Origin of the sequence: Pseudonocardia sp. EV170527-09 (assembly GCF_008369905.1) — a bacterium.
Lineage (GTDB): Bacteria > Actinomycetota > Actinomycetes > Mycobacteriales > Pseudonocardiaceae > Pseudonocardia.
Genome location: NZ_VRMC01000015.1, coordinates 1 through 20,865, shown reverse-complemented (window position 1 = coordinate 20,865; position 20,865 = coordinate 1). Strand labels below are relative to the sequence as shown.

Genomic DNA, 20,865 nt, shown 5'->3' with positions numbered 1-20,865 from the left:
GCGTTGCGGGGCAGGATGGTGCGGTGCGAGCGGGTGAGCGGAACGGGCTGACCGACGTCGAGGGCCTGCGGGTCGGGCACGCGGCGGTGAGCGGGCCGGGCGCCCGCAGCGGGACGACGGTGGTGCTGGCCCCGCCGGGCGGCGCGGTCGCGGGTGTCGACGTGCGCGGCGCCGCGCCCGGCACCCGGGAGACCGACCTGCTCGACCCGGTCGCGACGGTCCAGCGGGTGCACGCCGTCACCCTGTCCGGGGGCAGCGCGTTCGGTCTCGACGCCGCCTCCGGGGTGATGGCCCGGCTGGAGCGCGACGGCGAGGGCTTCCCCGTGCCCGGCGCCGTCGTGCCGATCGTGCCGGCCGCGGTGGTGTTCGACCTCGGCCGCGGTGGCGACGCCCGTGTCCGCCCGACCGCTGACACCGGCGCGGCCGCCTACGACGACGCGCACGCCGGTCCGGTCGTCCAGGGCTCGGTCGGGGCGGGCACCGGCGCGGTGTCCGGTGGGTTGCGCGGCGGCGTCGGCTCGGCGTCGGCGGTACTGACCGAGGGCTCCGCCGCCGGGACGACGGTCGCGGCGCTGGTCGTGCTCAACTCGGCCGGTGCGGCGGCGGACCCGGCCACCGGTGCGGTGTACGGCGCCCGGCACGGTCTTCCCGGCGAGTTCACCGTCGGGGTGGCTCCGGCCCTCGCCCCGCCGGAGCGGCTCGCGGAGCTGTACGCGGGACACGTGAACCCGCTGGGAACGGCGACGACGTTGGTCGTCGTCGGCACCGACGCCGCCCTGGACAAGGTCGGCTGCACCCGGCTGGCCACGATGGCGCACGACGGCCTGGCCCGGTCGATCTCCCCGGTGCACACGATCCGCGACGGCGACTGCGCGTTCGCGCTGGCCACGGGAACGCGGGCCGTGCCGGACGCGGCCGGGGTGTTCGCGCTGCAGGCGGCCGCGGCGGAGGTGACGGCGCGGGCCGTGGCGCACGCCCTGCTCGCGGCGGAGGCGGCGCCGGGCCGGCCGTCGTACTCGTCGCTCGTGGAGGGTCGGTGAGCGCGCCGAACCCGTGGCTGGGACGCCCGCGTGCGCCGCGCCCGCCGCCCGCGCCGGACCCGGACGCCGTGCGTCTGGTGGGGCTGCCCCGGCGGCGGGCCGCGGCCCGGGCGGTGAACGACGTGGTGCGGGGCGTGGACGTGCGCGCGTTCGGCGACGGCTGGACCGTGTCGTTCCTCAGCGGCTACTACACGCTGTGCCACACACTCGACGAGCTGCTCGACGCCGTCGCCCCGTCCGGGGAGCGGGAGCTGCTGCGGGCGACCGTGCTGGCCGCGGCCGACGGGAGCGCGGGCCGGGACTGACCGGCCCGGCGCTCGGACGCCGCCGCCCCGGCCGGCGGTGCGGTCGGGACGGCGGCTCCGTGCCGTGCCGTGCGCGGTCGGGACGGCGGCGTCGCGCCGGATGCGGTCGGGACAGCGGCCTCGCGCCGGGCGCGGCCGGGTCAGTCGTCGTCGCGGTCGTCGTTCCGGTGGTCGTCTCGGTGGTCGTCCCGGTCGTCCGCGTGGTCGTCGGCCTGGTCGTCGCGGTCGTGGTCGAGGACCTGGCCGGTGGCGGCGTCGATGTCGATGTCGTGCTCGATGGTGCCGTTCAGGACCTCGACCTCCCAGTGGTCCCGGTCGTCGTCGCCGGCGTCGCGGTCGTCGTCCCGGTCGTCCCGGTCGTCGCTGTCGAACTCGACCTTCGTGACACGACCCCCGCCCGCGGCGGCCAGGGCGGCACGCTCGGCGGCGGCGCGGTCGACCGCGGGCGCGGGGGGCGCAGGAGCGGCGGTCGTCGGCGCGGAGGCGTCGGTGCGGGGCAGCTCCGGGGGCAGCAGGTCGGCGGTGCGCGCGATCGCGGTGCCGGTCGGGACGACGGCGAGCTCGTCGGGGGCACCGCCCGCCCCGAATGCGAGGGCGGTGCCCCCGCCGACGAGCAGGAGGCCGGTGGCGGCGACGGCGGCAACGGTGAGCGGGGTACGCACGATGATCTTCCTCCGGGGGTTTCGGCTGGTCCGGGTCGGTGCGACCCGGTGACGGTGGGAACTGTGCCGTCGCCGGCCCCAAGGTCGCGCTGCGTGAGCCCTAAGGCGGCGTTAGGGCCCGGAGCGGTCGAACTACAGTCGTCGGGGTGTCGACCATCAGCCCGGACGAGGGAGTGGCGCGCCGGCTGAAGGCCCTGGCCTGCACGGCGCCGCTGCACGACCTCGACGCCCGCAAGGGGCGGCTCGACTGGGACGCGACCGGCTACCAGATGGCCGAGATCGGGCTGCAGGCGATCGACCAGGTCACCCTGGCCATGGACTTCGACCACGGTGCGGACCACGCGGAGGTCGTCCGGCGGCTGCTGCCGTTCGTCGGCGCGCAGGTGCCGGGGGCGCCGCGGTCGGAGTACGTCCGCGTCGCACAGTGGGTGATCGACAACCTGATCAACGTGGGGTCGATCGACCGCGGGTTCGCCGTGGAGTACGGCACGACCGACGACGAGGGGCGCTACGTGCGTCGCCGGTTCGACTTCAAGCTGCTCGTCGAGGTCGCCGCCCCGGACGGCGGGATCTACCTGCGTGCCTCCGACGAGGCGATCAACGTGCTGGTCGGGGCACTGGACACCGACGTCGAGTCGGCCCAGGAGGCCGCCGAGACGAAGCTGGAGACGCTGATCGTCCGCGGTCGTCTCGGCGACGCCCGGCTGGCGGCCGAGCAGGCCCGCTACCGGACCGTGCAGTACGCGGAGTCGTTGCGGCGCAAGCTGGAGGCCACCCGCCGCGACGTCCGGTCGGTGGACTGGCTGGACGCGGTCCCGCAGCTGCTCGACGAGGCCCTGACCCACATCGAGGCCCGCTACCGCGCCGAGACGATGATCAAGGCGAACATCGCCGACGCCCGCGACGAGGCCACCGAGCCGGGGCGCCGCCGGCAGGCCGCGGAGCTGGTGACCGTCGTCGACGACTGCATCCAGCGGCACACCCAGCTGCAGGCGCGGTTGCAGGAGGCGGGGGCCGCGTTCCGCGCCGAGCAGGATCGCCAGCAGTTCTCCGGGAAGCCGAAGCGGGCCGCCGTCGACGTGTTCGGGCAGCTCCTGCGGCCGTCGCTGGCGCTGACCGTCGAGGCGGCGCACGACCCGGTGACCGGCTACTTCGCGGCCGGGGCCGGTGTGCGCAACCCGTCGGTGCCGAGCCTGGGTGGGCTGGTCGAGACGCTGCTGACGCCGCCGAGCGACCGGGACCCGTTCGGCGCCGAGGTGCCCGAGCCGGAGCTCGCCCCGCAGCCGCGCGAGCGGTCCGGGGTGGAGACCTGGGCTGCCGCCGACGCGGTGCTGCCCGACGAGATCGAGCACCCTGTGCGGCTGTCCGCGGCGCTCGCGGCGGCCCGCGCTGCCGGGGCGGACCTGCCGCAGCTGGTCGCGCTGCGGGCGGTGCACGCCGTCGGGACGGCGGTGGCCACGGCCCGGACCCAGGGTGACCCGTCGGTGCTGGTCGCCGTCGACGACGGGACGGTCCTCGACGACCCCGAGTTCGGCGGCGCCGACCTGCTGCTGGCGCGGGCCGGTGTGCAGGGCGGACAGACGAACCGACGGACGGCGCAGACATGAGTGACACCGAGACCGCGGCCCGCCTGGTCGGCTACGGCATGCGACCCAAGGCGCTGCCCGGACGCGACCCCGACTACGCCGACCTGGTCCGCCGCTACCGGGAGGACGACGAGTTCCGCACGACCGTGCAGCGCGTCGCCTCCGGCCTCGGCCTGGTCGTGCTCGCCGTCGACACCGGCCCGGGCATCGTCCTCGCCGCCACCGAGGGCTCGGTCTTCGAGATCCGGATGGACGAGTACGCCCGCCGCACCGCGCTGGCCAACCGGGGCGCGGACAAGGTCCTGCACGGCATCGCGCACCTCGCCGTCGCCGCGCTGGCCTTTCCCCGCCCCGACGACCTCGGCGACGACTCCTACGTCGGCCGGGTCTCGGTGGAGCTCGTCGACGGCGCCGTCCGCGAGGCCTGCCGGGTGCTGAACGAGCGAGCCGCGGGTCCCGTCGACCCCGAGTCCGACGCCCCGCAGCTCGAGGAGGTCTGGCGGGTCTGGCAGCGCCGCCCGGAGGCCACCGCGACCAAGGACGGCCGGGTCGGGGAGTCCACCACCCGCGGGATCGTCGGCAAGGCCCTGCGGTTCCTCGCCGACCAGGGCTTCCTCGTGCCGGTCGGTGCGGAGGGCGCCTACCGGACGACGCCGCGCTACCAGGTGCAGGTGCGGGAGCTCGCCGCCCAGCGGGCCTTCGACGAGCTGCTGGCCCTGAACGTCCTGCCCGCCGCGACCGCCGCCGGGACCCTGGTGACCGAGCACGATGGTGTGTTCGACCCATCGGGCGCCGGTGCGGAGGGCACGGCCGTTCCGGAGGGCACGGGCGTTCCGGGTGCCGGGGGAGACGGCGCGCCGGTGGATGGAGGACCGGCCGGGGCCGGTTCGGGGGGTGCCGGTGCGGAACTCGCCTACCCGATAAGCGAATCCGCACCGGAGGGGGTCCCGGTCGGGGACACGCATGCCGGCCCGACAGCGCAGCCCGGCCCGACGGAACAGCCCGGCGCGACGGACGAGCCCGGCCCGACGGAGCGGGCGGACGCTCCGGCGACCGACGATCCCACGGAGGAGCGCGATGTATGAGCTGACCCGCGTCCGCCTGTTCTCCGTCGGGCCGACCGCCGCGCGCTACCAGGACGTCGCGCTCGACCTGCGGGGCGTCGGCGCCCCGGTGAAGGTCGCCGTGCAGGAGGACCTGTTCGCCCCGGACGCGCTGGACCGCACGACGCCGCGGCGGCCGTCGCCGGCGTCGGTGCTGTTCCTGGAGAACGGCGGCGGCAAGTCCGTCCTGCTCAAGCTGATCTTCTCGGTGCTGCTGCCGGGGCGGCGTCAGGTCGTCGGCACCACCAGCACCACGGTGCTGGAGAACTTCGTGCTCGCCGAGGACGTGGCGCACGTCGTCTGCGAGTGGATGCACGTCGGCACCGGGCGGCTCCTGGTCACCGGGAAGGTGTCGGAGTGGCGCGGGCACGTCGCTTCCACCGATCCGGAGAAGCTGGCCGACGCGTGGTACTCCTTCCGGCCGGTTCCCGGGATGGGGCTCGACGACCTGCCGTTCACCCACGACGGCCGCCGGGTCACCCTGGCGGCGTTCCGGGAGCGTCTGCAGACCGCGCACCGTGAGCACCCCGACGCCGAGCTCGCCTGGGAGACCGGGCACCGGGACTGGACGCGTCATCTCGTCGACGTCGGGCTGGACCCGGAGCTGTTCCGCTACCAGCGCGCCATGAACGCCGGTGAGGGCGAGGCCGCCGAGGCGTTCTCGTTCTCCTCCGACGAGGCGTTCGTCGACTTCCTCCTGCGTGCGGTGCTCGACCCGGCCGAGCCGCAGAACGTCGCCGAGCTCGTCGCCGGGTACGCCGACCGGCTCGCCCAGCGCGAGGAGCTGGAGACCGAGCGGGAGTTCGTCGACGGCACGCTGTCCCGGCTGGAGCCGATGGTCGACGCCGAGGCCACCGCGACCGCGGCCCGCGACGCCGAGACCGCCGCGCGCGCCGAGCTGGCGGCGACCGCGTCGCGGATCGCGGCCCGTCGGGTCGCCGAGGAGGCCCGCTCGGTGACCGCCGCCGAGGAGGCCGCCGGCGCCGTCGAGGCCGAGCAGTCCGCGGCCCGTGCGGCGGAGCGGCTGCAGGACACCGTCGGTGAGCTGCGCAGGCTCACCGCGGTGCTCGCCGTCGAGGCCGCGGAGCGGACCGCGGCCGAGGCGACCCGCGAGCGCGACGACGCGTCGGCGGTGTCGATGGCCCGCGACGCCGTCGAACCGGTGCTGGCGCACCGCGTCGCCGCCGCCGAGGCCGCGCGGCTGCGTGCCCGCGTCGAGGAGGAGGAGCAGAAGTCCCGGCCCGCGCTCGCGGCCCGGCAGGACGCGGCCCGCGCCCTCGCCGCCGCGCTGGCCCGCGTCGCCGCGGAGGCCGACGCCGCCGCCGACGACGCGGAGACCCGCCGCGCCGACGCCGAGGAACGCGCGGCGGCCGCCCGTCGCGAGCAGGTCACCCGCACCGCCGACGCCGCCCGTGCCGAGAGCGCGGCCGGCGCCGCCCGCGAGGCCCTCGACGAGCTCGACACCCGGGTCGCGGCCGCCGTCGACGCGGGGCACCTGAAGGCGGGCTCGACCGCCGCCGACGTCGAGGACTCCGCGGCGGCTGCCCGGATCGACGCCGAGCGGTGCGCCGCCGCGCTCGTCGACGCCGACACCGCCGCCGCGGCGATCCGCGAGGAGCGCCGGGCCGCCGAGACCCGCCGCACCGCGGCGCAGGACGCGGCGGCCGCCGCCCGCGCCGACGCCGCGACCGCCGAGGCCGCGCGATCCGCGGCGCAGGCCGACGCCGTCGCGCTCGCCGGGGAGACCCGGCCCGCGGAGCTGCTCGGGCTCGACGAGATCCGCCCGGACACCGACGCGGGCCTCGTCGTCGACACCCTGACCACCGCGATCCGCGGCGCCGAGCGGGAACGGACGACCCTGCACGGCGACCAGCGCCGTGACGAACGCGCGCTCGCCGCGCTCGGCGACGGCGGCCTGCTGCCCGACCCGCCCGAGATCGAGGACGTCCTCGCGGTGCTGGAGTCCGCCGGGATCACGGCCTGGTCCGGGCGTCGCTACCTGGCGAAGCTGCCCGCCCTCGACCGGGAGACCGTGCTGGCGCGGCTGCCGCACCTGGCCGGCGGAGTACTGCTCAACGACGCGCGCGACGCCGAGCGGGCCCGCACCCGGCTGGACGCGGCGCGGCTGCTGCCGGCCTGCCTGGTCGCGGTCGGCACCACCGCCGCGCTGCGCCCCGACGCCGACCCGGCGCCCGGGATCGACTTCGTCGTGCCGCCCAACCCGGCCCTGCACGACGAGGAGGCCGCCGAGCAGGTCCGGGTCCGCCTCGTCGCCGAGACCACCGAGCGCGCCGCCCGGCTGGCCGAGCTGGAGACCGTCCTCGACGACGACCGCAGGCTGCGGGACCGGTTCGCCGCGCTGCGCGACCGGCGTCCCACCCTCGCCGACCTCACCGAGGCCGCCGAGATCGCCGAGGCCGCACGGGCCGCGGCCGTCGCCGAGCACGAGGCGACCCGCGCCGCGGTCGAGGATCTCGACGAGCGCGCCGACCGGCTCGCCGCCGACCGGCCCGGCCTGGAACGGACCGCCGGGGACACGCGTCGCCGGGCGGACGCGCTGGCCGCGCTGCGCACCGAGCTCGCCCGCCGGGCGACGCACGAGGAGCGGATCCGCACCGGGGAGGCCGACGCCGCGCGGGCCCGTGAGGAGGCCGACGCCGCCGGGACCACCGCCGACCGCGCCGCTCGCGAGGCCGCCGACGCCCAGCAGACCCGCGATCGGCAGCGCGGCATCGGCACCACCCTGCGCGACGAGGCCGCGGCGCTCCCGGTCTCCATCGAGGAGATCGGCGACCCGGACGCGGAGCCGGACGGGATCCCCGAGGGATCGCTGGCCGAGCTGCGTGAGGAGTTCCAGCGGGCCCGCGACGCCTACGCCTCTGCCGCCGTCGACACCGACCTGCACGGTGCGCTGGAGCGGGCCGAGGCCGACGCGCGGGAGCGCCGGGTCGCCGTCGACGGGCTGCCGCGCACCGTCGTCGAGGCCGCGACGGCGTTCCTGCACACCCCCGACGGCGCCGACGCCGCCAGCCGTCGCGCCGCCGCGGAGCAGGCCAGGGCCGCCTACGACGAGGCCGAACGCCGCCGCGCCGACGCCGCGACGGAGCTGGCCGTCGCCCGTCGCGAGCTGGAGCGGTTCACCGGCGGCGAGCGGCCGATCGACCCGTACGACGCGCCCCGCGACGCCGAGCACGGCCGTGAGCTGGTCGCCCGCGCCGCGGCGGACCTGGACGCGGCGGGCACGGAGCTGGAACGCCGTCGCCGGGCCCGGACCGCCGCCGAGGACGCCCACCGCACCGCCACCGACCTCGCCCGCGGGTTCGGGCTGGTCGTGTCCTCGTTGGACGAGACGCCCGAGCCGTCCGGGGTGCCGTTCGACGGCGACGTCGAAGCCGCCCAGGCCGCGCTCAAGCGCCACCAGAACGCCGTCCGGGACGCGGCGGGGGAGCGGACGCGCGCCGAGAAGAAGGTCCGCGAGGGGGTCGACGCCGTCGCCCGCTTCGCGCAGGACCCGCGGTTCGCGACCCTCACCTCCCCCGTGCACCGCCACATCGCCGGCGTCGACCGGTCGGAGATGCCGGGCCTCGCCGCGGAGTGGATCGCGGCGCTGCGCCCGCGGCTGCGGTCCCTCGACGACGACCTCGGCAACATCGAGCGGCACCGCTCCGGGATCGTCACCCGGCTGTCCGGGATGGTCGGCGAGGCGCTGCGGACGGTGCGCCTCGCCCAGCGACTGTCCCAGCTGCCCGAGGGCCTCGGCGACTGGTCGGGCCAGCAGTTCCTGCGGATCCGGTTCGAGGAGCTGCCCGACGTGGCGCTGCGCCACGAGCTCGGCGCCGTCGTCGACCGCACCGCCACCGGCATGGCGGGCGGCAAGGCCAAGGACCGGCGCGACGGCATGTCCATGCTGCTGCGCGGGGTCAGGGCGGCGATGCCGAAGGGCGTCCGGGTCGAGATGCTCAAGCCCGACGCCGTGCTGCGCACCGAGCGGCTGCGCGTCTCCGCGATCAAGGACGTGTTCTCCGGCGGACAGCAGCTGACCGCGGCGATCGTCCTGTACTGCACGATGGCGGCGCTGCGGGCGCACCAGCGCGGGCAGGGCAGGCGGGCGCACGCGGGCGTGCTGTTCCTCGACAACCCGATCGGGCGCGCGTCGGCGGGCTACCTGCTGGAGCTGCAGTTCGGCGTCGCGCAGGCCCTCGGCGTGCAGCTGGTCTACACGACCGGGCTGTTCGACGCGGGTGCGCTGTCGTCGTTCCCGCTGCTCGTGCGGCTGCGCAACGACGCCGACCTGCGCGCAGGACGCAAGTACCTGTCCGTCGACGAGCGGGTCACCCGGTCGGTGCCCGACGCCGACGCCCCCGGCGGCCGGATCACCGCGGCGCGGGTCTACCGACGCCCCGAGGCCGCGGTCCCCGCCGGCGCAGGCAACAACGGCGCAGGCAACAACGGTGCAGGCGACGGCGCGGGATCGGCAGGATGACCGTGCCCGGGGACGCAGGGGCTGCGCCCGGGCCGGTCGCGGAACGGCTCGCGGAGCTGCTGCGGGCCTCCGGGCGGACCCGGATCCCGCGCTCGGCGGTGCGCGCGGCCTTCCTGCGGGCCGACCCCACGATGGTCGGCAGCGTCGACGCCCGGCGGAACCTGGCCGCGGTCCTGGCGGAGCTGACCGCCGCCGGGGTGATCGAACCGACCGGCCGCACCGACGACGGGAGCCCGCCGCTGCCGAACTCGGTCAAGCTGCTGCGTGCCGCCCCGGCCCCGGCGCCGCAGGACCGCACCCCGTGGCACGCCGAGCTGTCCTGGGCGTCGGGCCTGTCCCGGCCGTCGCCGACGCTGCTGCAGGTCAACGAATGGCTGTTCCGGAACGCGGCGCGGGCGGTCGAGGTCCCGCTGCGGGAGCGCGCACTGGAGATCACCGGCGACGAGAAGGCATTCGACGGCCGCCTGCCCGGCGCGCTCTCCCTGGAGACCCTGCGGGCGCGTCGGGTCGTCCCGCCGCTGCACCGCGAGCCGCTGCCCGGGGGTGGGCCGGTGCTGCTCGTCGTCGACAACGTCGACACCATGGACTCGCTGCTCCGGGCGCTGCGACCCGAGCCGGGTGCGGTCGGCGGGGTCGCCTGGGGGGCCGGGGACGCGTTCACCGCGTCGGTGCTCGCGCTGCGGGAGGCCCCGCCGTCGGAGGTCCGGTACTCCGCGATCCGGTACTTCGGCGATCTCGACGCGGCGGGGCTGCGGATCCCGCGCCGCGCGGGCGAGCTGGCCGTCGCCGAGGGGCTGCCGCCGGTGCGGCCCGCGACCGGGCTGTACCGGGCGCTGCTGGAGCACGGCCGTCCGGCGGCCGCGTCGAGCGTCGACCATGCCGACGTCGAGTGGCTCGATCCCGCGCTGCGCGGCCCCGTCCGCGACCTGTTCGCGGCAGGGGCACGCCTGGCCCAGGAAGCCATCGGCGCCACCCACCTGGCCGCCACCCCGACCTGGCGCACCGGGCTCGCCCCCGACTGAGCGCTCCCACACGGGTTCCTATGTCCCACACGGGATCCGAACCCGTGCGGGACGCACGACCCCGTGTGGGAGCGGGGATCAGAGGGGTGGTGGGGCGAGGGTCAGGTCCACTCGGAGGCCGTTGGCGGGGGGTGAGGTCACGGTCAGGGAGCCGCCGGCCTGTTCGGCGGTGCGTCGGGCGATGTCGAGGCCCAGGCCGGTCGAGCCGCCGCCGCTGACCCCGCGCGAGGTGGGGTCGGTGCCCGGTGGGAGGCCGGGGCCGTCGTCGTGCACGACGATCCGGGCGCCCCCGCCCGAGCGGGCCGTCAGCTCCACGCCGAAGGCCGTCCCGTCCGGGGTGTGCGCGAACACGTTGCCCAGCAGCGCGTCCACACACGCCTCCAGGTCACCCGGCGCGCAGGCCACGGGCAGCGGGCCGTCGGCCAGGTGCAGGGTCACCGAGCGGTCGGTGTCCTCGGCCAGCACCCGCCAGAACTCCACCCGCTCCCGGACGACGGCCGCCGCGTCCGTGCTGCGGGCCGTGCCGCCGCCGCGTCGCCGGGCCTGCTCGATCGCGCCGGTGACCGCCCGCGCGACGCCGTCGACCCCGGCCGAGATGCGGGCGACGTCGCCCGGGTCGTGCAGGGCCTCGGCGTCCAGGCGCAGCGCGGTGAGCGGGGTGCGGACCCGGTGCGCGAGGTCCGCGACGTTCTCCCGCTCCTCGCGCAGCAGCTCCGAGATCCGCCCGGCCAGCCCGTTCAGCGCCCCCGCGACGACGCCGAGCTCGGCCGGGGCGCCGGGGTCGGCGCGCGCGGACAGGTCCCCGGCCGCGAGCCGCTCCGACACCCCGGACAGGTCGGTGGCGGCGTCGACGAGGGTGCGGGCCAGCCGGTCCGCGACCAGCAGCCCGCCGGCGAGCAGCACCAGCGAGAGCCCGCCCAGCAGCAGCCAGGATCGGGTCACACCGCGGGTGAGCTCGGCGTCGGGGACGAACACCCGGATCGCGGCGTTGCCGCCCGCGGCGCCGGTCACCGCGAACACCAGCTCGCGCCCGCCGGGCGCCTCGGTCGACGCGCTCGTCCCGAGCAGCCCCAGCCGGACCACCGGGCTGCGTGGTGCGGGCGCGCCGAGGACGGTGCCGTCGGGCAGGAACACCGAGACGTCGGAGGCGTCGCGGCCGTCGGCGTTCTGGACGGCGGGGGCCAGCACCGACCGGTCGCCGCCCGCGACGGCCGGGGTCAGCACCTGGGCCTGGACGGTCGCGGCGGACACCGCCGAGCTCTCCGCGACCGAGCGGATCAGCGTCGCGAGCGGGATCGCGAACGCGACGAGCACCAGCAGCACGGTCGCCCCGACGAGGACGAGGATGCGCCGCCGCATCAGGCGGTGCCCGGCCCGGTTCCCGACGGCGCCGACGGCGCGGACAGCCGGATCCCGACGCCGCGCACCGAGTGCAGGTAGCGCGGGGCCTGCGCGGTCTCGCCGAGCTTGCGGCGCAGCCACGACAGGTGCACGTCGACGGTCTTGTCGGCGCCGCCGTAGGGCTGCTGCCACACCTCGGTCATCAGCTCCCGCTTGCCGACGACCTGGTCGGCGCGGGCGGCGAGGTGGTGCAGCAGGTCGAACTCGCGCGGGGTCAGCTCCAGCTCGGTGCCGTCGAGCACCGCGCGCCGCGACCGCGGGTCCACCGACAGCCCGCCGACGACGACCGTCGTGTCGCCGGTCCCGTCGCCGAGCCGGCGCAGCACCGCGCGGATCCGGGCGTCGAGCTGGGCGGCGGCGAACGGCTTGACCAGGTAGTCGTCGGCGCCCGCGTCGAGCACGGAGACGATCTCGGTCTCGTCGTCGCGGGCGGTCGCGACGATCACCGGCACCGTGCTGGCGCCGCGCAGCATGCGCAGCATGGTGGTGCCGTCCATGTCGGGCAGGCCGAGGTCGAGCACCACGAGGTCGGGCCGCTTCCCGACGGCGTGCTCCAGCCCCGCCATCGCGGTCGGCGCGGAGTCGACGGCGTGCCCCCGCTCGGTCAGCCCGCGGATGAGGGCACCGCGGATGCCGGGGTCGTCCTCGACGATCAGGATCTGGGCCACGGGGGGAGAACCTATCCGTCGTGACCACGCCCGCGGTGGGTCGCAGCCGTCGCTTGTGTCCCGTTTAGGGATCCGTTAACCGGGGTCCGAGGCATGCTGTGCGCGTGGAACGACCGACGCGCCCCGTCCTGCAGATCGCGCTCTGGACCGCCGCGGCCGCCGGCGCCCTGCTCCTGGGCCTGACGGCCGTCGGGAGCATCGGCAGCGACCTCGCGGGCACCCAGACACAGCCGCTGAGCGCCGAGCAGGTGGACGCCCGGCTGGCCCAGCACTCCGCCACCGCCGCAGCCATCCCCACCGCCCCTGCCGCACCGGCACCCGCACCGGCCCCGACGACGGTGCCGGTCGCCGCCCCGCCCGCGGTGGTGCAGGCCGGGGCCGCGGGGAACGTCCTGGCCCGCTGTGAGGGCGCGACCCCGCGGATCGTCTCGGTCAACCCCGCGCAGGGCTGGGAGCGCGAGGACGACAAGGACATCGGCCCGGCCGAGGTCGTCTTCGACGGCGACGACGTACCCGACGTCCGGGTCACCCTGAGCTGCGCCGGCGGGGTGCCGACCGGCCGGGTCGCGGCCGTCCCCGAGGACTGAGCGAGCCCGGGGGACGCTTGCGGGGGACGCCGAGACCCGCGGGACGCGGCGGGCTCAGCCGCCGGCGAACGGCGGGAGCACGTCGAGGGTGGCCGCCCCGCCCACCACGGCGGAGCGGTCGCGCACCGCCACCTCGTCGAGCAGGAAGCTGCAGCGCAGCAGGACCCGCTCCAGCTCCGGGCCGTGCGCGGTGCCGAGCGCGGCGACGGCGTCGGCCACCGTCGCGCCGGCGGGCAGCTCCACGGCCTCCTCGCCGGTCCCCGCGGCGGCCTTGGCCGCGGCGAAGTACCGGACGGTGAGGGTCCTGGTCTCCAGGGACAGGGTCATGGTCATCCTCCGATCGCGCTCATCGGGCGCGCAGGCTGCAGGAATCCGGGGTCGTCGATGCCGTGGCTGGCCTTCTTGCCCCACATCGCGTCGCGCCAGACGTCGGCGATCTCGGCGTCGGTCGCGCCGCCGCGGAGCATGGCGCGCAGGTCGGTCTCGCCGGTGGCGAACAGACAGGTGCGGACCTGGCCGTCGGCGGTGAGCCGGGTCCGGTCGCAGGCCCCGCAGAACGGGCGGGTCACCGAGGCGATCACACCGACGGTGGCCGGGCCCCCGGCGGTGCCGATGCTCGTTCCGTCCAGCCTGCTCTCGGTGCCGATGCTCGTTCCGTCCAGCCTGCTCTCGACCACGAACTTCTCGGCGGGCGCCCCGCCGCGGTCCTCGTCGGACGGGGTGAGCACGAAGCGCTCCTCGAGCCGCGCCAGGATCTCGTCGGCGGTGATCATCTCGGTGCGACGCCAGCCGTGCTGGGCATCGAGCGGCATCTGCTCGATGAACCGCAGCTGGTAGCCGTGGGCCAGCGCGAACTCCAGCAGGTCCGCGGCCTCGTCGTCGTTGACACCGCGCAGCAGCACCGCGTTGATCTTCACCGGGGCCAGGCCCGCGGCCTGCGCGGCCGCCATCCCGTCGATGACGTCCGACAGCCGGTCGCGCCGGGTGATCTGCGCGAACCGCTCCGGGCGCAGGGTGTCCATCGAGACGTTGAGCCGGTTCACCCCGGCCGCCGCGAGGGCCTCGGCGCGACGGGCGAGCCCGATCCCGTTGGTCGTCAGCGAGATGTCCGGGCGGGGCTCCAGCGCCGATGCGGCGGCGAAGATGTCCTCCAGGCCCTTGCGCAGCAGCGGCTCGCCGCCGGTGAACCGCAGCTCCTCGACACCGAGGTCCCGCACGGCGAGCGCGATCAGCCGGTTCAGCTCCGCGTCGGTCAGCTGCTCGGAGCGCGGCATCCAGTCCAGGCCCTCGGCGGGCATGCAGTAGGTGCAGCGCAGGTTGCAGCGGTCGGTGAGCGAGATCCGCAGGTCGGTCGCGACCCGTCCGAACCCGTCGACGAGACGGGGGTCGGCCGGGCGGGACGGGTCCCGGGACGTGCCGCCCCGCAGCGACGGCAGGCCGAGCTGGGTGGTCATGGGCCCGAGGCTAGCCGTCGACGGCAGCGCTCGCCCAGAGCGGGTTTCCGCAGCTCAGACCGGTTTTCCGCACCCGCGGACGTGGCCGCGGCCACGCCGTCGCAGGTGCGGAACTAGTCACCGTGTACCTAGTCGAAAGAACAGGGACACGGTTACGTCCGGTGGGCCTTCAGCTCCTGCCGGGCGACGGAGCGGACGTGCACCTCGTCCGGTCCGTCGGCGAAGCGCAGGGCGCGCGCCCAGGCGTAGAAGTAGGCCAGCGGGGTGTCGTCGCTCATCGCCGCGCCGCCGTGTACCTGCATCGCCCGGTCGATCACCGTGCAGGCCATCCGGGGCACCACGACCTTGATCGACGCGATCTCGGTCGCCGCACCCTTGGCGCCGTGCGCGTCGATCAGCCAGGCCGTCTTCAGGGTGAGCAGCCGGGCCTGCTCGATCTCCATCCGGGACAGCGCGATCTGCTCGCGCACCACGCCCTGGTCGGCCAGCGGCCCGCCGAAGGCCACCCGGGACCGTGCACGCTCGGTCATCAGGTGCAGGGCACGCTCGGCCATGCCGATCAGCCGCATGCAGTGGTGGATCCGGCCGGGGCCGAGGCGGGCCTGGGCGATCGCGAAGCCGCCGCCCTCCTCGCCGAGCAGGTTCGACGCCGGCACCCGCACGCCGTCGAACCGCAGCTCGGAGTGCCCGTGCTGGTCCTGGTAGCCGAAGGTCGGCAGGTGCCGCTCGATGGTGAGGCCCGGGGTGTCGCGCGGGACCAGGATCATCGACTGGCGGCGGTGGTTCGACACGGTGTCGTCGTCGTCCGCGGCGGTCTTGCCCATGACGATGAAGATCCGGCAGCGCTCGTCGGCGGCCCCGGAGATCCACCACTTGCGGCCGTCGATGACGTAGTCGTCGCCGTCGCGCCGGATCCGGGTCTGGATGTTGGTGGCGTCGGAGGAGGCGACGTCCGGCTCGGTCATCGCGAACGCCGAGCGGATCTCGCCCGCCAGCAGCGGTTCCAGCCACTCCTGCTTCTGCGCGGGGGTGCCGAACAGGTGCAGGGTCTCCATGTTCCCGGTGTCGGGGGCCTGGCAGTTGATGACCTCGGGGGCGATCACCGGCGACCAGCCGGACACCTCGGCGACCGCGGCGTAGTCAACGTTGGACAGGCCCGAGACGTCGGGCAGGAACAGGTTCCACAGGCCCCGCTCGCGGGCCTCGGTCTTCAGCTCCTCCACCACCGGTGGCAGGTCCCATTCCTGCGGCGTGCCGCGCCGCTGCGCACGGAAGGCGTCGTAGGCGGCCTCGGACGGCAGGATGCGCTCGTCGAGGAAGGCGCGCATGCGCCCGGTGTAGTCGGCGGCCACGGCGCTGGGTGCGAAGTCCACGCGCAGGATCAGACCACACGCCGTCGTCGGGTGGCAGGTCGTGCGTCGACGGTCCGCCGTGGCCTCGCCGCAGGCGCGACCCTAGTATCGCGACCGTGCCGCACTTCAGGATCTCCGAGGCCGCCCGACTGCTCGGCGTCAGCGACGACACCGTCCGCCGCTGGGTGGACGCGGGGACGCTGCCGGTGCAGGCCGACGCGTCGAACCGCAAGGTCATCGACGGTGCCGCGCTCGCCGCGTTCGCCCGCGACCACGCGACCGCCCCGCCGGACCCCTCGGTGGTGCAGCGCTCGGCCCGCAACCGGATGGTCGGCCTGGTCACCTCGGTGCTGGCCGACACGGTGATGGCCCAGGTGGAGATGCAGTGCGGGCCGCACCGCGTGGTGTCGCTGATGAGCAGCGAGGCCGTGCGCGAGCTCGGTCTCGAGCCCGGTGCGCTCGCCGTGGCGGTGATCAAGTCGACGAACGTGGTGGTGGAGACGCCGGGCGGACACCTGTGATCCCGGGGGCCGGCACCGCCCCCGCGCCGGCCCCGACCCGGCGACGTGAGGGCGTGGCCGACCGCCACGGCACCGGCGTCGGCCTGCCGGTCTGGATGTGGGTCCCGGCCGGCATCGGCTTCGCCGTGATCGCGCTGCCGGTGCTCGGCCTGCTCTGGGAGGCCGACTGGGCCGAGACCCCCCGCCTGCTCACCAGCGAGGCCGCGCTGTCGGCGCTGCGCCTGTCGCTGCTGACCGCGGCGACCTCCACGACGCTCTGCCTGCTGCTCGGCGGGCCGCTCGCGGTGGTCCTGGCCCGCGGCCGGATCAACCGGCTGCCCCGCCTGATGCGCGGGATCCGCTCGGTCGTGCTGCTCCCGCTGGTGTTGCCGCCGGTCGTCGGCGGACTCTCGCTGCTGTTCCTGCTCGGTGCCAACGGCCTGGTCGGGCAGGGGCTGGACACCGCGTTCGGGATCTTCATCCCGTTCTCGACGGCTGCCGTGGTCCTGGCCCAGACCTTCGTCGCGATGCCGTTCCTGATCGTGTCGCTGGAGGGTGCGCTGCGGACCGCGGGGGAGCGCTACGAGGCGACGGCGGCCACCCTCGGCGCGTCGCCGGGGCTGGCGTTCCGCCGGGTCACCGTGCCGCTGGTGCTGCCCGGCCTGGCGTCCGGGCTGGTCCTGGCCTTCGCCCGCTGCATGGGTGAGTTCGGTGCGACGATCGCGTTCGCCGGCAGTCTGGAGGGCACCACCCGGACCCTGCCGCTGCTGGTCTACCTGCAGGGCGAGACCGACGTCGCGGGGACAGTCGCGCTGTCGCTGCTGCTGGTGGTCGTGTCGCTGGTGGTGATCGTCGTCGGGCGACCGCGGGGTCTGGACGGCCGCGGATGAGCAGGGGCGGCGACACGGTGGAGCTCGGTGTGGACATGAGGGCGCGGCTGGACCGGGACGGGTTCGCCCTGGACCTGGAGCTGTCGGTCGCCGCGGGCGAGGTGCTCGCGGTGCTCGGCCCGAACGGGGCGGGCAAGTCCACGATGCTCGGCATCCTGTCCGGGCTGCTGCGTCCGGACGCCGGGCACCTGCGCGTCGACGGCCGGACGCTGCTCGACACCGCCGACGGGACCTTCGTGCCGCCGCACCGGCGCGGCGTCGGGCTGCTGGCCCAGGAACCGCTGCTGTTCCCGCACCTGTCGGCGCTGGCGAACGTCGCGTTCGGGCCGCGGGCCCAGGGCACGCCCCGCGCCGCGGCCGAGTCCCGGGCCCGTGACCTGCTCGACGCCGTCGGTGTCGGCGGGCTCGCAGCCCGCCGCCCGGCGCAGCTCTCCGGCGGACAGCAGCAGCGGGTCGCGCTGGCCCGCGCGCTGGCCCCCCGCCCGGGGCTGTTGCTGCTCGACGAGCCGCTCGCCGCCCTCGACGTCGACGCCACCCCCGCCATGCGCACCCTGCTGCGCCGGGTCATCGCCGACGGCAAGCAGACCGCCCTGCTGGTCACCCACGACGCGCTCGACGCGCTCGTGCTCGCCGACCGTGTCGTCGTGCTGGACCGGGGCCGGATCGTCGAGTCCGGTCCCGTCCGGGACGTCCTGGCCCGTCCGCGGAGCGCGTTCTCCGCCCGGATCGCGGGGCTGGACCTGGTACCGGGCACCGCAGAGGGCTCGGGGGTGCGCACCGCCGACGGGACCGAGATCCAGGGCCGCGCGGTCGAGGTCGCCGCAGGCGAGCCCGCGGTCGCGGTGTTCCCGCCGTCGGCGGTGGCGGTGCACGGCAGCAGGCCCGGGGGCAGTCCGCGCAACGTCTTCCCGGTCCGGATCGCCGCGCTGGAACCGCGTGGGGACACCGTGCGGCTGCGTGCCGCACCCGTCGCCGGGGGGCCGGACTGGGTGTCCGGGCTGGCCGCCGACGTCACCCCCGCCGCCGTCGCCGAACTGGGTGTCGAACCCGGGCAGGAAGTGTGGTTCGCGGTGAAGGCGGCCGAGGTCGCCGTGCACGGCCGGCACGCCTGAGAGCCGCGACCGATCCGCTGATCGCGCAGCTTGGCCCCCTGCCGGCCCCCGGTCGGCAGGCGTCCCCGGCACCCCCGGTGCCCAAACGCTCCGTCACTCGGGTGGTCCCATGTGTCACCCGGACCACCATCGTGTCTCTCGCATCAGGCGTCACAGACGCATAGCGTCGCTTTCCGTGAGCCCCCTGCGTCCCCGCGCCGCCCGACTGGTCACTGCCGGTGTCCTGGCGGTCGCACTCGGTGTTCCTCTCGCGCCGACGGCGTCCGCCGCCGAGACGGCGGCGTCGGCGCCTGCCGGATACCTGGTGCAGACGGCGACCGACGGACAGACCCGGGCCGCCGCCGAGTCCGTCGGCGTCGAGCCCACGGTCACCTTCGACAGCGTGGTGCACGGCTTCGCCGCGGACCTCACCCCCGCTCAGGCGACCGAGCTGCGCGACCGTCCCGGCGTCGTCGGGGTGGAGGAGGACCGCACGATCTCCCCGCTCGACCCGCAGGCCGTCCACCAGGACGCGCCGGTCGTCCCGCTCGCCACTGCCGAACAGGCGCCGGGCAACTGGGGGCTCGACCGCATCGACCAGCCGAACCTGCCGTTGGACGGGCAGTACCGGCACACCGCGACCGGCGCCGGGGTGGACGTGTTCGTCCTCGACACCGGCGTCGACGCGAGCCACCCGCAGTTCGGTGGCCGGGCGAAGCTCGAGCTCAACACCATCGACCGGACCGACACCGACTGCGACGGGCACGGCACCGTCGTCGCGGGGATCGCCGCGTCGACGGACTACGGCGTGGCGCCGGGCGCGAACGTGCGCGCGGTGAAGGTGCTCGACTGCAACGGCACCGGGACGCTGTCGTCGCTGATCGCCGGTCTGGACTGGGTGTCGAAGAACAAGCGCGGCCCCGCGGTCGCGGTGATGTCGTGGAGCTACGGCGGCTCGCCGATGCTCCAGCAGGCAGTCCAGCGCATGATCGACTCCGGGGTGTTCGCGGCGTCCTCGGCGGGCAACACCGGCGGCGACGACTGCACCGCGCTGCCCCGCGCGATCGACGACGTGCTGGTCGTCGCGAACTCGACGATCGACGACAAGCGCGCCTCGAACTCCTCGACCGGCCGCTGCGTCGCGCTCTACGCGCCGGGCACCCGGATCGTGGCGCCGGTCCCCGGTGGCGGCACCGCCTCCTACAGCGGGACCTCGATGGCCGCGCCGTTCGCGGCCGGGGTGGCGGCGCTCTACAAGCAGGCCCGCGGTGACGCCCCGGCCACCACCGTCAAGAAGTGGATCGTCGACAACGCGGTGCCGGGGAAGATCGACGGTGGCGACACCGGCGGCACCCCGAACCGGCTGCTGCAGACCGGCGGGCTCTAGCTCCCCGTCAGCCCCGGGCCTCGTCGGCCCACTCCCACAGCTCGTACGCGGGCTGGTCGAGCAGGTCGTTCAGCTCGGCCGGGTCGTTCGACGGGGCCGCGACCCACACCGTCCGGTCGGTCCACAGCCACGCGAGGCGAGGTCCGCGGTTCGCGGAGAGGTCGGGCGCACCGTCCCGCGCCGGACGGCGGTCCAGCAGCCCGTCCCAGCCGTCCGGGCCCGCCTCGTCGAGTGCGTCGAGCACGGTCCCGCTGGTCACCGGCTCGCCCCGGTCGGCGACCGACGCCGCGATCCGGTCCGGGTCCACCACCCCGTCCGGCAGCACCGCGGCCGCGACCAGCACGTCCACCACCCGGTCCAGCCGCTCCCGGCCCTCCGCCGACAGCGCGGGCACCACCCGCACCGCGTCCGGCAGCGTCGAGGTCGCACCACCCGCGCCGGGTACCACGACCTCTGTCGCCGGCACCGCGGGCGCGAACTCGGCCTGTCGCGCGAGCCGCCACGACCGCCGGGCCAGGAACCCGAACACCGTGACGGCCACCGCGGCCGCCACGAACGGGATCGCCCGCCCGGCCTGCACGCCGGCCACGACGAACCAGCCGCCGACCACCACCGCGCCCGCCGCCGAGATCGCTGCGGAGACCCGGTCGACCGTGCCAGGGCGTGCCATGTCCGCAGGATAGGCGCGACCCCCGGTGACCCCGATAGCGTCCGGCGCATGCCCGGCACGCCCCCCGCCGACCTCGCGTCCCTCGCTCGTCGCTACCTCGCCCCCGCCACCGCCGAGTGCCCCACGTTCGTCGAGGACACCGAGTGGGAGCCGATCGTCGACGGCGTCGACTACTTCGCCCGGCTGCGGGACCTGTTCGACCGGGCGGGGCCCGGCGACACGGTGCTGGTCACCGGGGGTCTGTAACGAGAACGGTGGTTCCGGCGATGTTGTCAGTAGTGCTCGGCGCCCGGCCAGCGGTCACCGAAAGTGATGGCGAAGGCGTTGAGGACTGGCTTCCAGCGCATCATCCATCGGGTGTGGCCTCGTCCGGTCGGGTCGAGGCTGCGGGTGACAAGGTACAGACATTTCATCGCGGCCTGCTCGCTGGGGAAATGCCCTCGCGCTCGGACTGCTCGCCGGTAGCGGGCGTTCAACGATTCGATCGCGTTCGTCGTACAGATCACCCTCCGGACCTCGATGTCGTAGTCGAGGAACGGCATGAACTCGGTCCAGGCGTTACGCCACAAACGTATCATCGCCGGATAGGCTCGCCCCCACTCGTCATCGAGATCATCCAGCGCGGCTGCAGCGGCATCGGCGGTGGACGCGGTGTAAATAGCTC

At 75.8% G+C, this 20,865-nt stretch carries 19 protein-coding genes and 1 pseudogene; 12 read left to right on the top strand and 8 right to left on the bottom strand.

Going from position 1 to position 20,865, the window contains the following annotated elements:
• Positions 1 to 23: 23 nt before the first annotated feature.
• Together FVA95_RS06590 and FVA95_RS06585 are read left to right on the top strand one after the other, a co-directional pair.
• The gene (locus tag FVA95_RS06590; RefSeq protein ID WP_149663405.1) at positions 24 to 1,040 is read left to right on the top strand and encodes a P1 family peptidase; all 1,017 of its coding nucleotides are present in this window, start codon (positions 24 to 26) and stop codon (positions 1,038 to 1,040) included.
• Entirely contained in the window at positions 1,037 to 1,345 is a 309-nt protein-coding gene (locus FVA95_RS06585) for a hypothetical protein (RefSeq protein WP_149663404.1), read from the top strand. Before FVA95_RS06590 ends, FVA95_RS06585 begins: the two co-directional genes overlap by 4 nt.
• Before the next feature lie 140 nt (positions 1,346 to 1,485).
• Here the strand turns inward: FVA95_RS06585 and FVA95_RS06580 are convergent, their stop codons facing one another.
• On the bottom strand, positions 1,486 to 2,007 hold the full coding sequence (locus FVA95_RS06580) for a PepSY domain-containing protein (protein ID WP_149663403.1): 522 nt from the start codon (positions 2,005 to 2,007) through the stop codon (positions 1,486 to 1,488).
• Positions 2,008 to 2,153: 146 nt separating this feature from the next.
• On the opposite strand from FVA95_RS06580, the gene FVA95_RS06575 reads away from it, so the two are divergent.
• From FVA95_RS06575 to FVA95_RS06560, 4 genes and pseudogenes are all read left to right on the top strand, one after another.
• On the top strand, positions 2,154 to 3,614 hold the full coding sequence (locus FVA95_RS06575; protein ID WP_149663402.1) for a hypothetical protein: 1,461 nt from the start codon (positions 2,154 to 2,156) through the stop codon (positions 3,612 to 3,614).
• Positions 3,611 to 4,348, top strand: a pseudogene (locus FVA95_RS06570) (hypothetical protein); the annotation flags it as partial. The gene FVA95_RS06575 and the pseudogene FVA95_RS06570, both read left to right, overlap by 4 nt.
• Before the next feature lie 322 nt (positions 4,349 to 4,670).
• Positions 4,671 to 9,179: a hypothetical protein gene (locus FVA95_RS30760; protein WP_161992215.1), complete on the top strand. Its 4,509-nt coding sequence runs from the start codon at positions 4,671 to 4,673 to the stop codon at positions 9,177 to 9,179.
• Positions 9,176 to 10,201 (top strand): hypothetical protein, encoded by a 1,026-nt coding sequence (locus FVA95_RS06560; protein WP_149663401.1) that lies wholly within the window; start codon positions 9,176 to 9,178, stop codon positions 10,199 to 10,201. Before FVA95_RS30760 ends, FVA95_RS06560 begins: the two co-directional genes overlap by 4 nt.
• Before the next feature lie 78 nt (positions 10,202 to 10,279).
• Here FVA95_RS06560 and FVA95_RS06555 read toward each other — a convergent pair whose 3' ends face one another.
• Complete coding sequence (locus tag FVA95_RS06555; RefSeq protein WP_149663400.1) at positions 10,280 to 11,560, bottom strand: HAMP domain-containing sensor histidine kinase; 1,281 nt, start codon at positions 11,558 to 11,560, stop codon at positions 10,280 to 10,282.
• The gene (locus tag FVA95_RS06550; protein ID WP_149663399.1) at positions 11,560 to 12,270 is read right to left on the bottom strand and encodes a response regulator transcription factor; all 711 of its coding nucleotides are present in this window, start codon (positions 12,268 to 12,270) and stop codon (positions 11,560 to 11,562) included. Before FVA95_RS06550 ends, FVA95_RS06555 begins: the two co-directional genes overlap by 1 nt.
• 104 nt (positions 12,271 to 12,374) lie before the next feature.
• Here FVA95_RS06550 and FVA95_RS31690 point away from each other — a divergent pair, with 104 nt between their 5' ends.
• On the top strand, positions 12,375 to 12,857 hold the full coding sequence (locus FVA95_RS31690; protein WP_193564308.1) for a hypothetical protein: 483 nt from the start codon (positions 12,375 to 12,377) through the stop codon (positions 12,855 to 12,857).
• Positions 12,858 to 12,911: 54 nt separating this feature from the next.
• Here FVA95_RS31690 and FVA95_RS06540 read toward each other — a convergent pair whose 3' ends face one another.
• From FVA95_RS06540 to FVA95_RS06530, 3 genes are all read right to left on the bottom strand, one after another.
• On the bottom strand, positions 12,912 to 13,184 hold the full coding sequence (locus FVA95_RS06540; protein WP_149663398.1) for a MoaD/ThiS family protein: 273 nt from the start codon (positions 13,182 to 13,184) through the stop codon (positions 12,912 to 12,914).
• 2 nt (positions 13,185 to 13,186) lie between these two features.
• Entirely contained in the window at positions 13,187 to 14,311 is a 1,125-nt protein-coding gene (gene moaA, locus FVA95_RS06535) for a GTP 3',8-cyclase MoaA (protein ID WP_149663397.1), read from the bottom strand.
• A 152-nt stretch (positions 14,312 to 14,463) separates the two neighbouring features.
• Complete coding sequence (locus tag FVA95_RS06530; protein ID WP_149663396.1) at positions 14,464 to 15,684, bottom strand: acyl-CoA dehydrogenase family protein; 1,221 nt, start codon at positions 15,682 to 15,684, stop codon at positions 14,464 to 14,466.
• Between the two features lie 95 nt (positions 15,685 to 15,779).
• Here FVA95_RS06530 and FVA95_RS06525 point away from each other — a divergent pair, with 95 nt between their 5' ends.
• From FVA95_RS06525 to FVA95_RS06510, 4 genes are all read left to right on the top strand, one after another.
• Positions 15,780 to 16,184, top strand: a complete 405-nt coding sequence (locus FVA95_RS06525) for a molybdopterin-binding protein (RefSeq protein ID WP_020627631.1) — start codon at positions 15,780 to 15,782, stop codon at positions 16,182 to 16,184.
• Positions 16,185 to 16,279: 95 nt separating this feature from the next.
• Positions 16,280 to 17,053 carry an ABC transporter permease gene (locus FVA95_RS06520; RefSeq protein WP_149663442.1) on the top strand — a complete coding sequence of 258 codons (774 nt, stop codon included), beginning with the start codon at positions 16,280 to 16,282 and terminating at the stop codon, positions 17,051 to 17,053.
• Positions 17,050 to 18,165: a sulfate/molybdate ABC transporter ATP-binding protein gene (locus tag FVA95_RS06515; protein ID WP_149663395.1), complete on the top strand. Its 1,116-nt coding sequence runs from the start codon at positions 17,050 to 17,052 to the stop codon at positions 18,163 to 18,165. The genes FVA95_RS06520 and FVA95_RS06515 overlap by 4 nt, the downstream gene beginning before the upstream one ends.
• Positions 18,166 to 18,340: 175 nt before the next feature.
• The gene (locus FVA95_RS06510) at positions 18,341 to 19,531 is read left to right on the top strand and encodes a S8 family peptidase (RefSeq protein ID WP_149663394.1); all 1,191 of its coding nucleotides are present in this window, start codon (positions 18,341 to 18,343) and stop codon (positions 19,529 to 19,531) included.
• 7 nt (positions 19,532 to 19,538) lie between these two features.
• Here FVA95_RS06510 and FVA95_RS06505 read toward each other — a convergent pair whose 3' ends face one another.
• On the bottom strand, positions 19,539 to 20,201 hold the full coding sequence (locus tag FVA95_RS06505; protein ID WP_149663393.1) for a hypothetical protein: 663 nt from the start codon (positions 20,199 to 20,201) through the stop codon (positions 19,539 to 19,541).
• A gap of 48 nt (positions 20,202 to 20,249) precedes the next feature.
• On the opposite strand from FVA95_RS06505, the gene FVA95_RS06500 reads away from it, so the two are divergent.
• Positions 20,250 to 20,447 (top strand): hypothetical protein, encoded by a 198-nt coding sequence (locus FVA95_RS06500; protein ID WP_149663392.1) that lies wholly within the window; start codon positions 20,250 to 20,252, stop codon positions 20,445 to 20,447.
• Between the two features lie 26 nt (positions 20,448 to 20,473).
• Here the strand turns inward: FVA95_RS06500 and FVA95_RS06495 are convergent.
• Positions 20,474 to 20,865, bottom strand: a 392-nt coding sequence (locus FVA95_RS06495; protein ID WP_193564307.1) for a transposase, incomplete at its 5' end; no start/stop codon positions are given.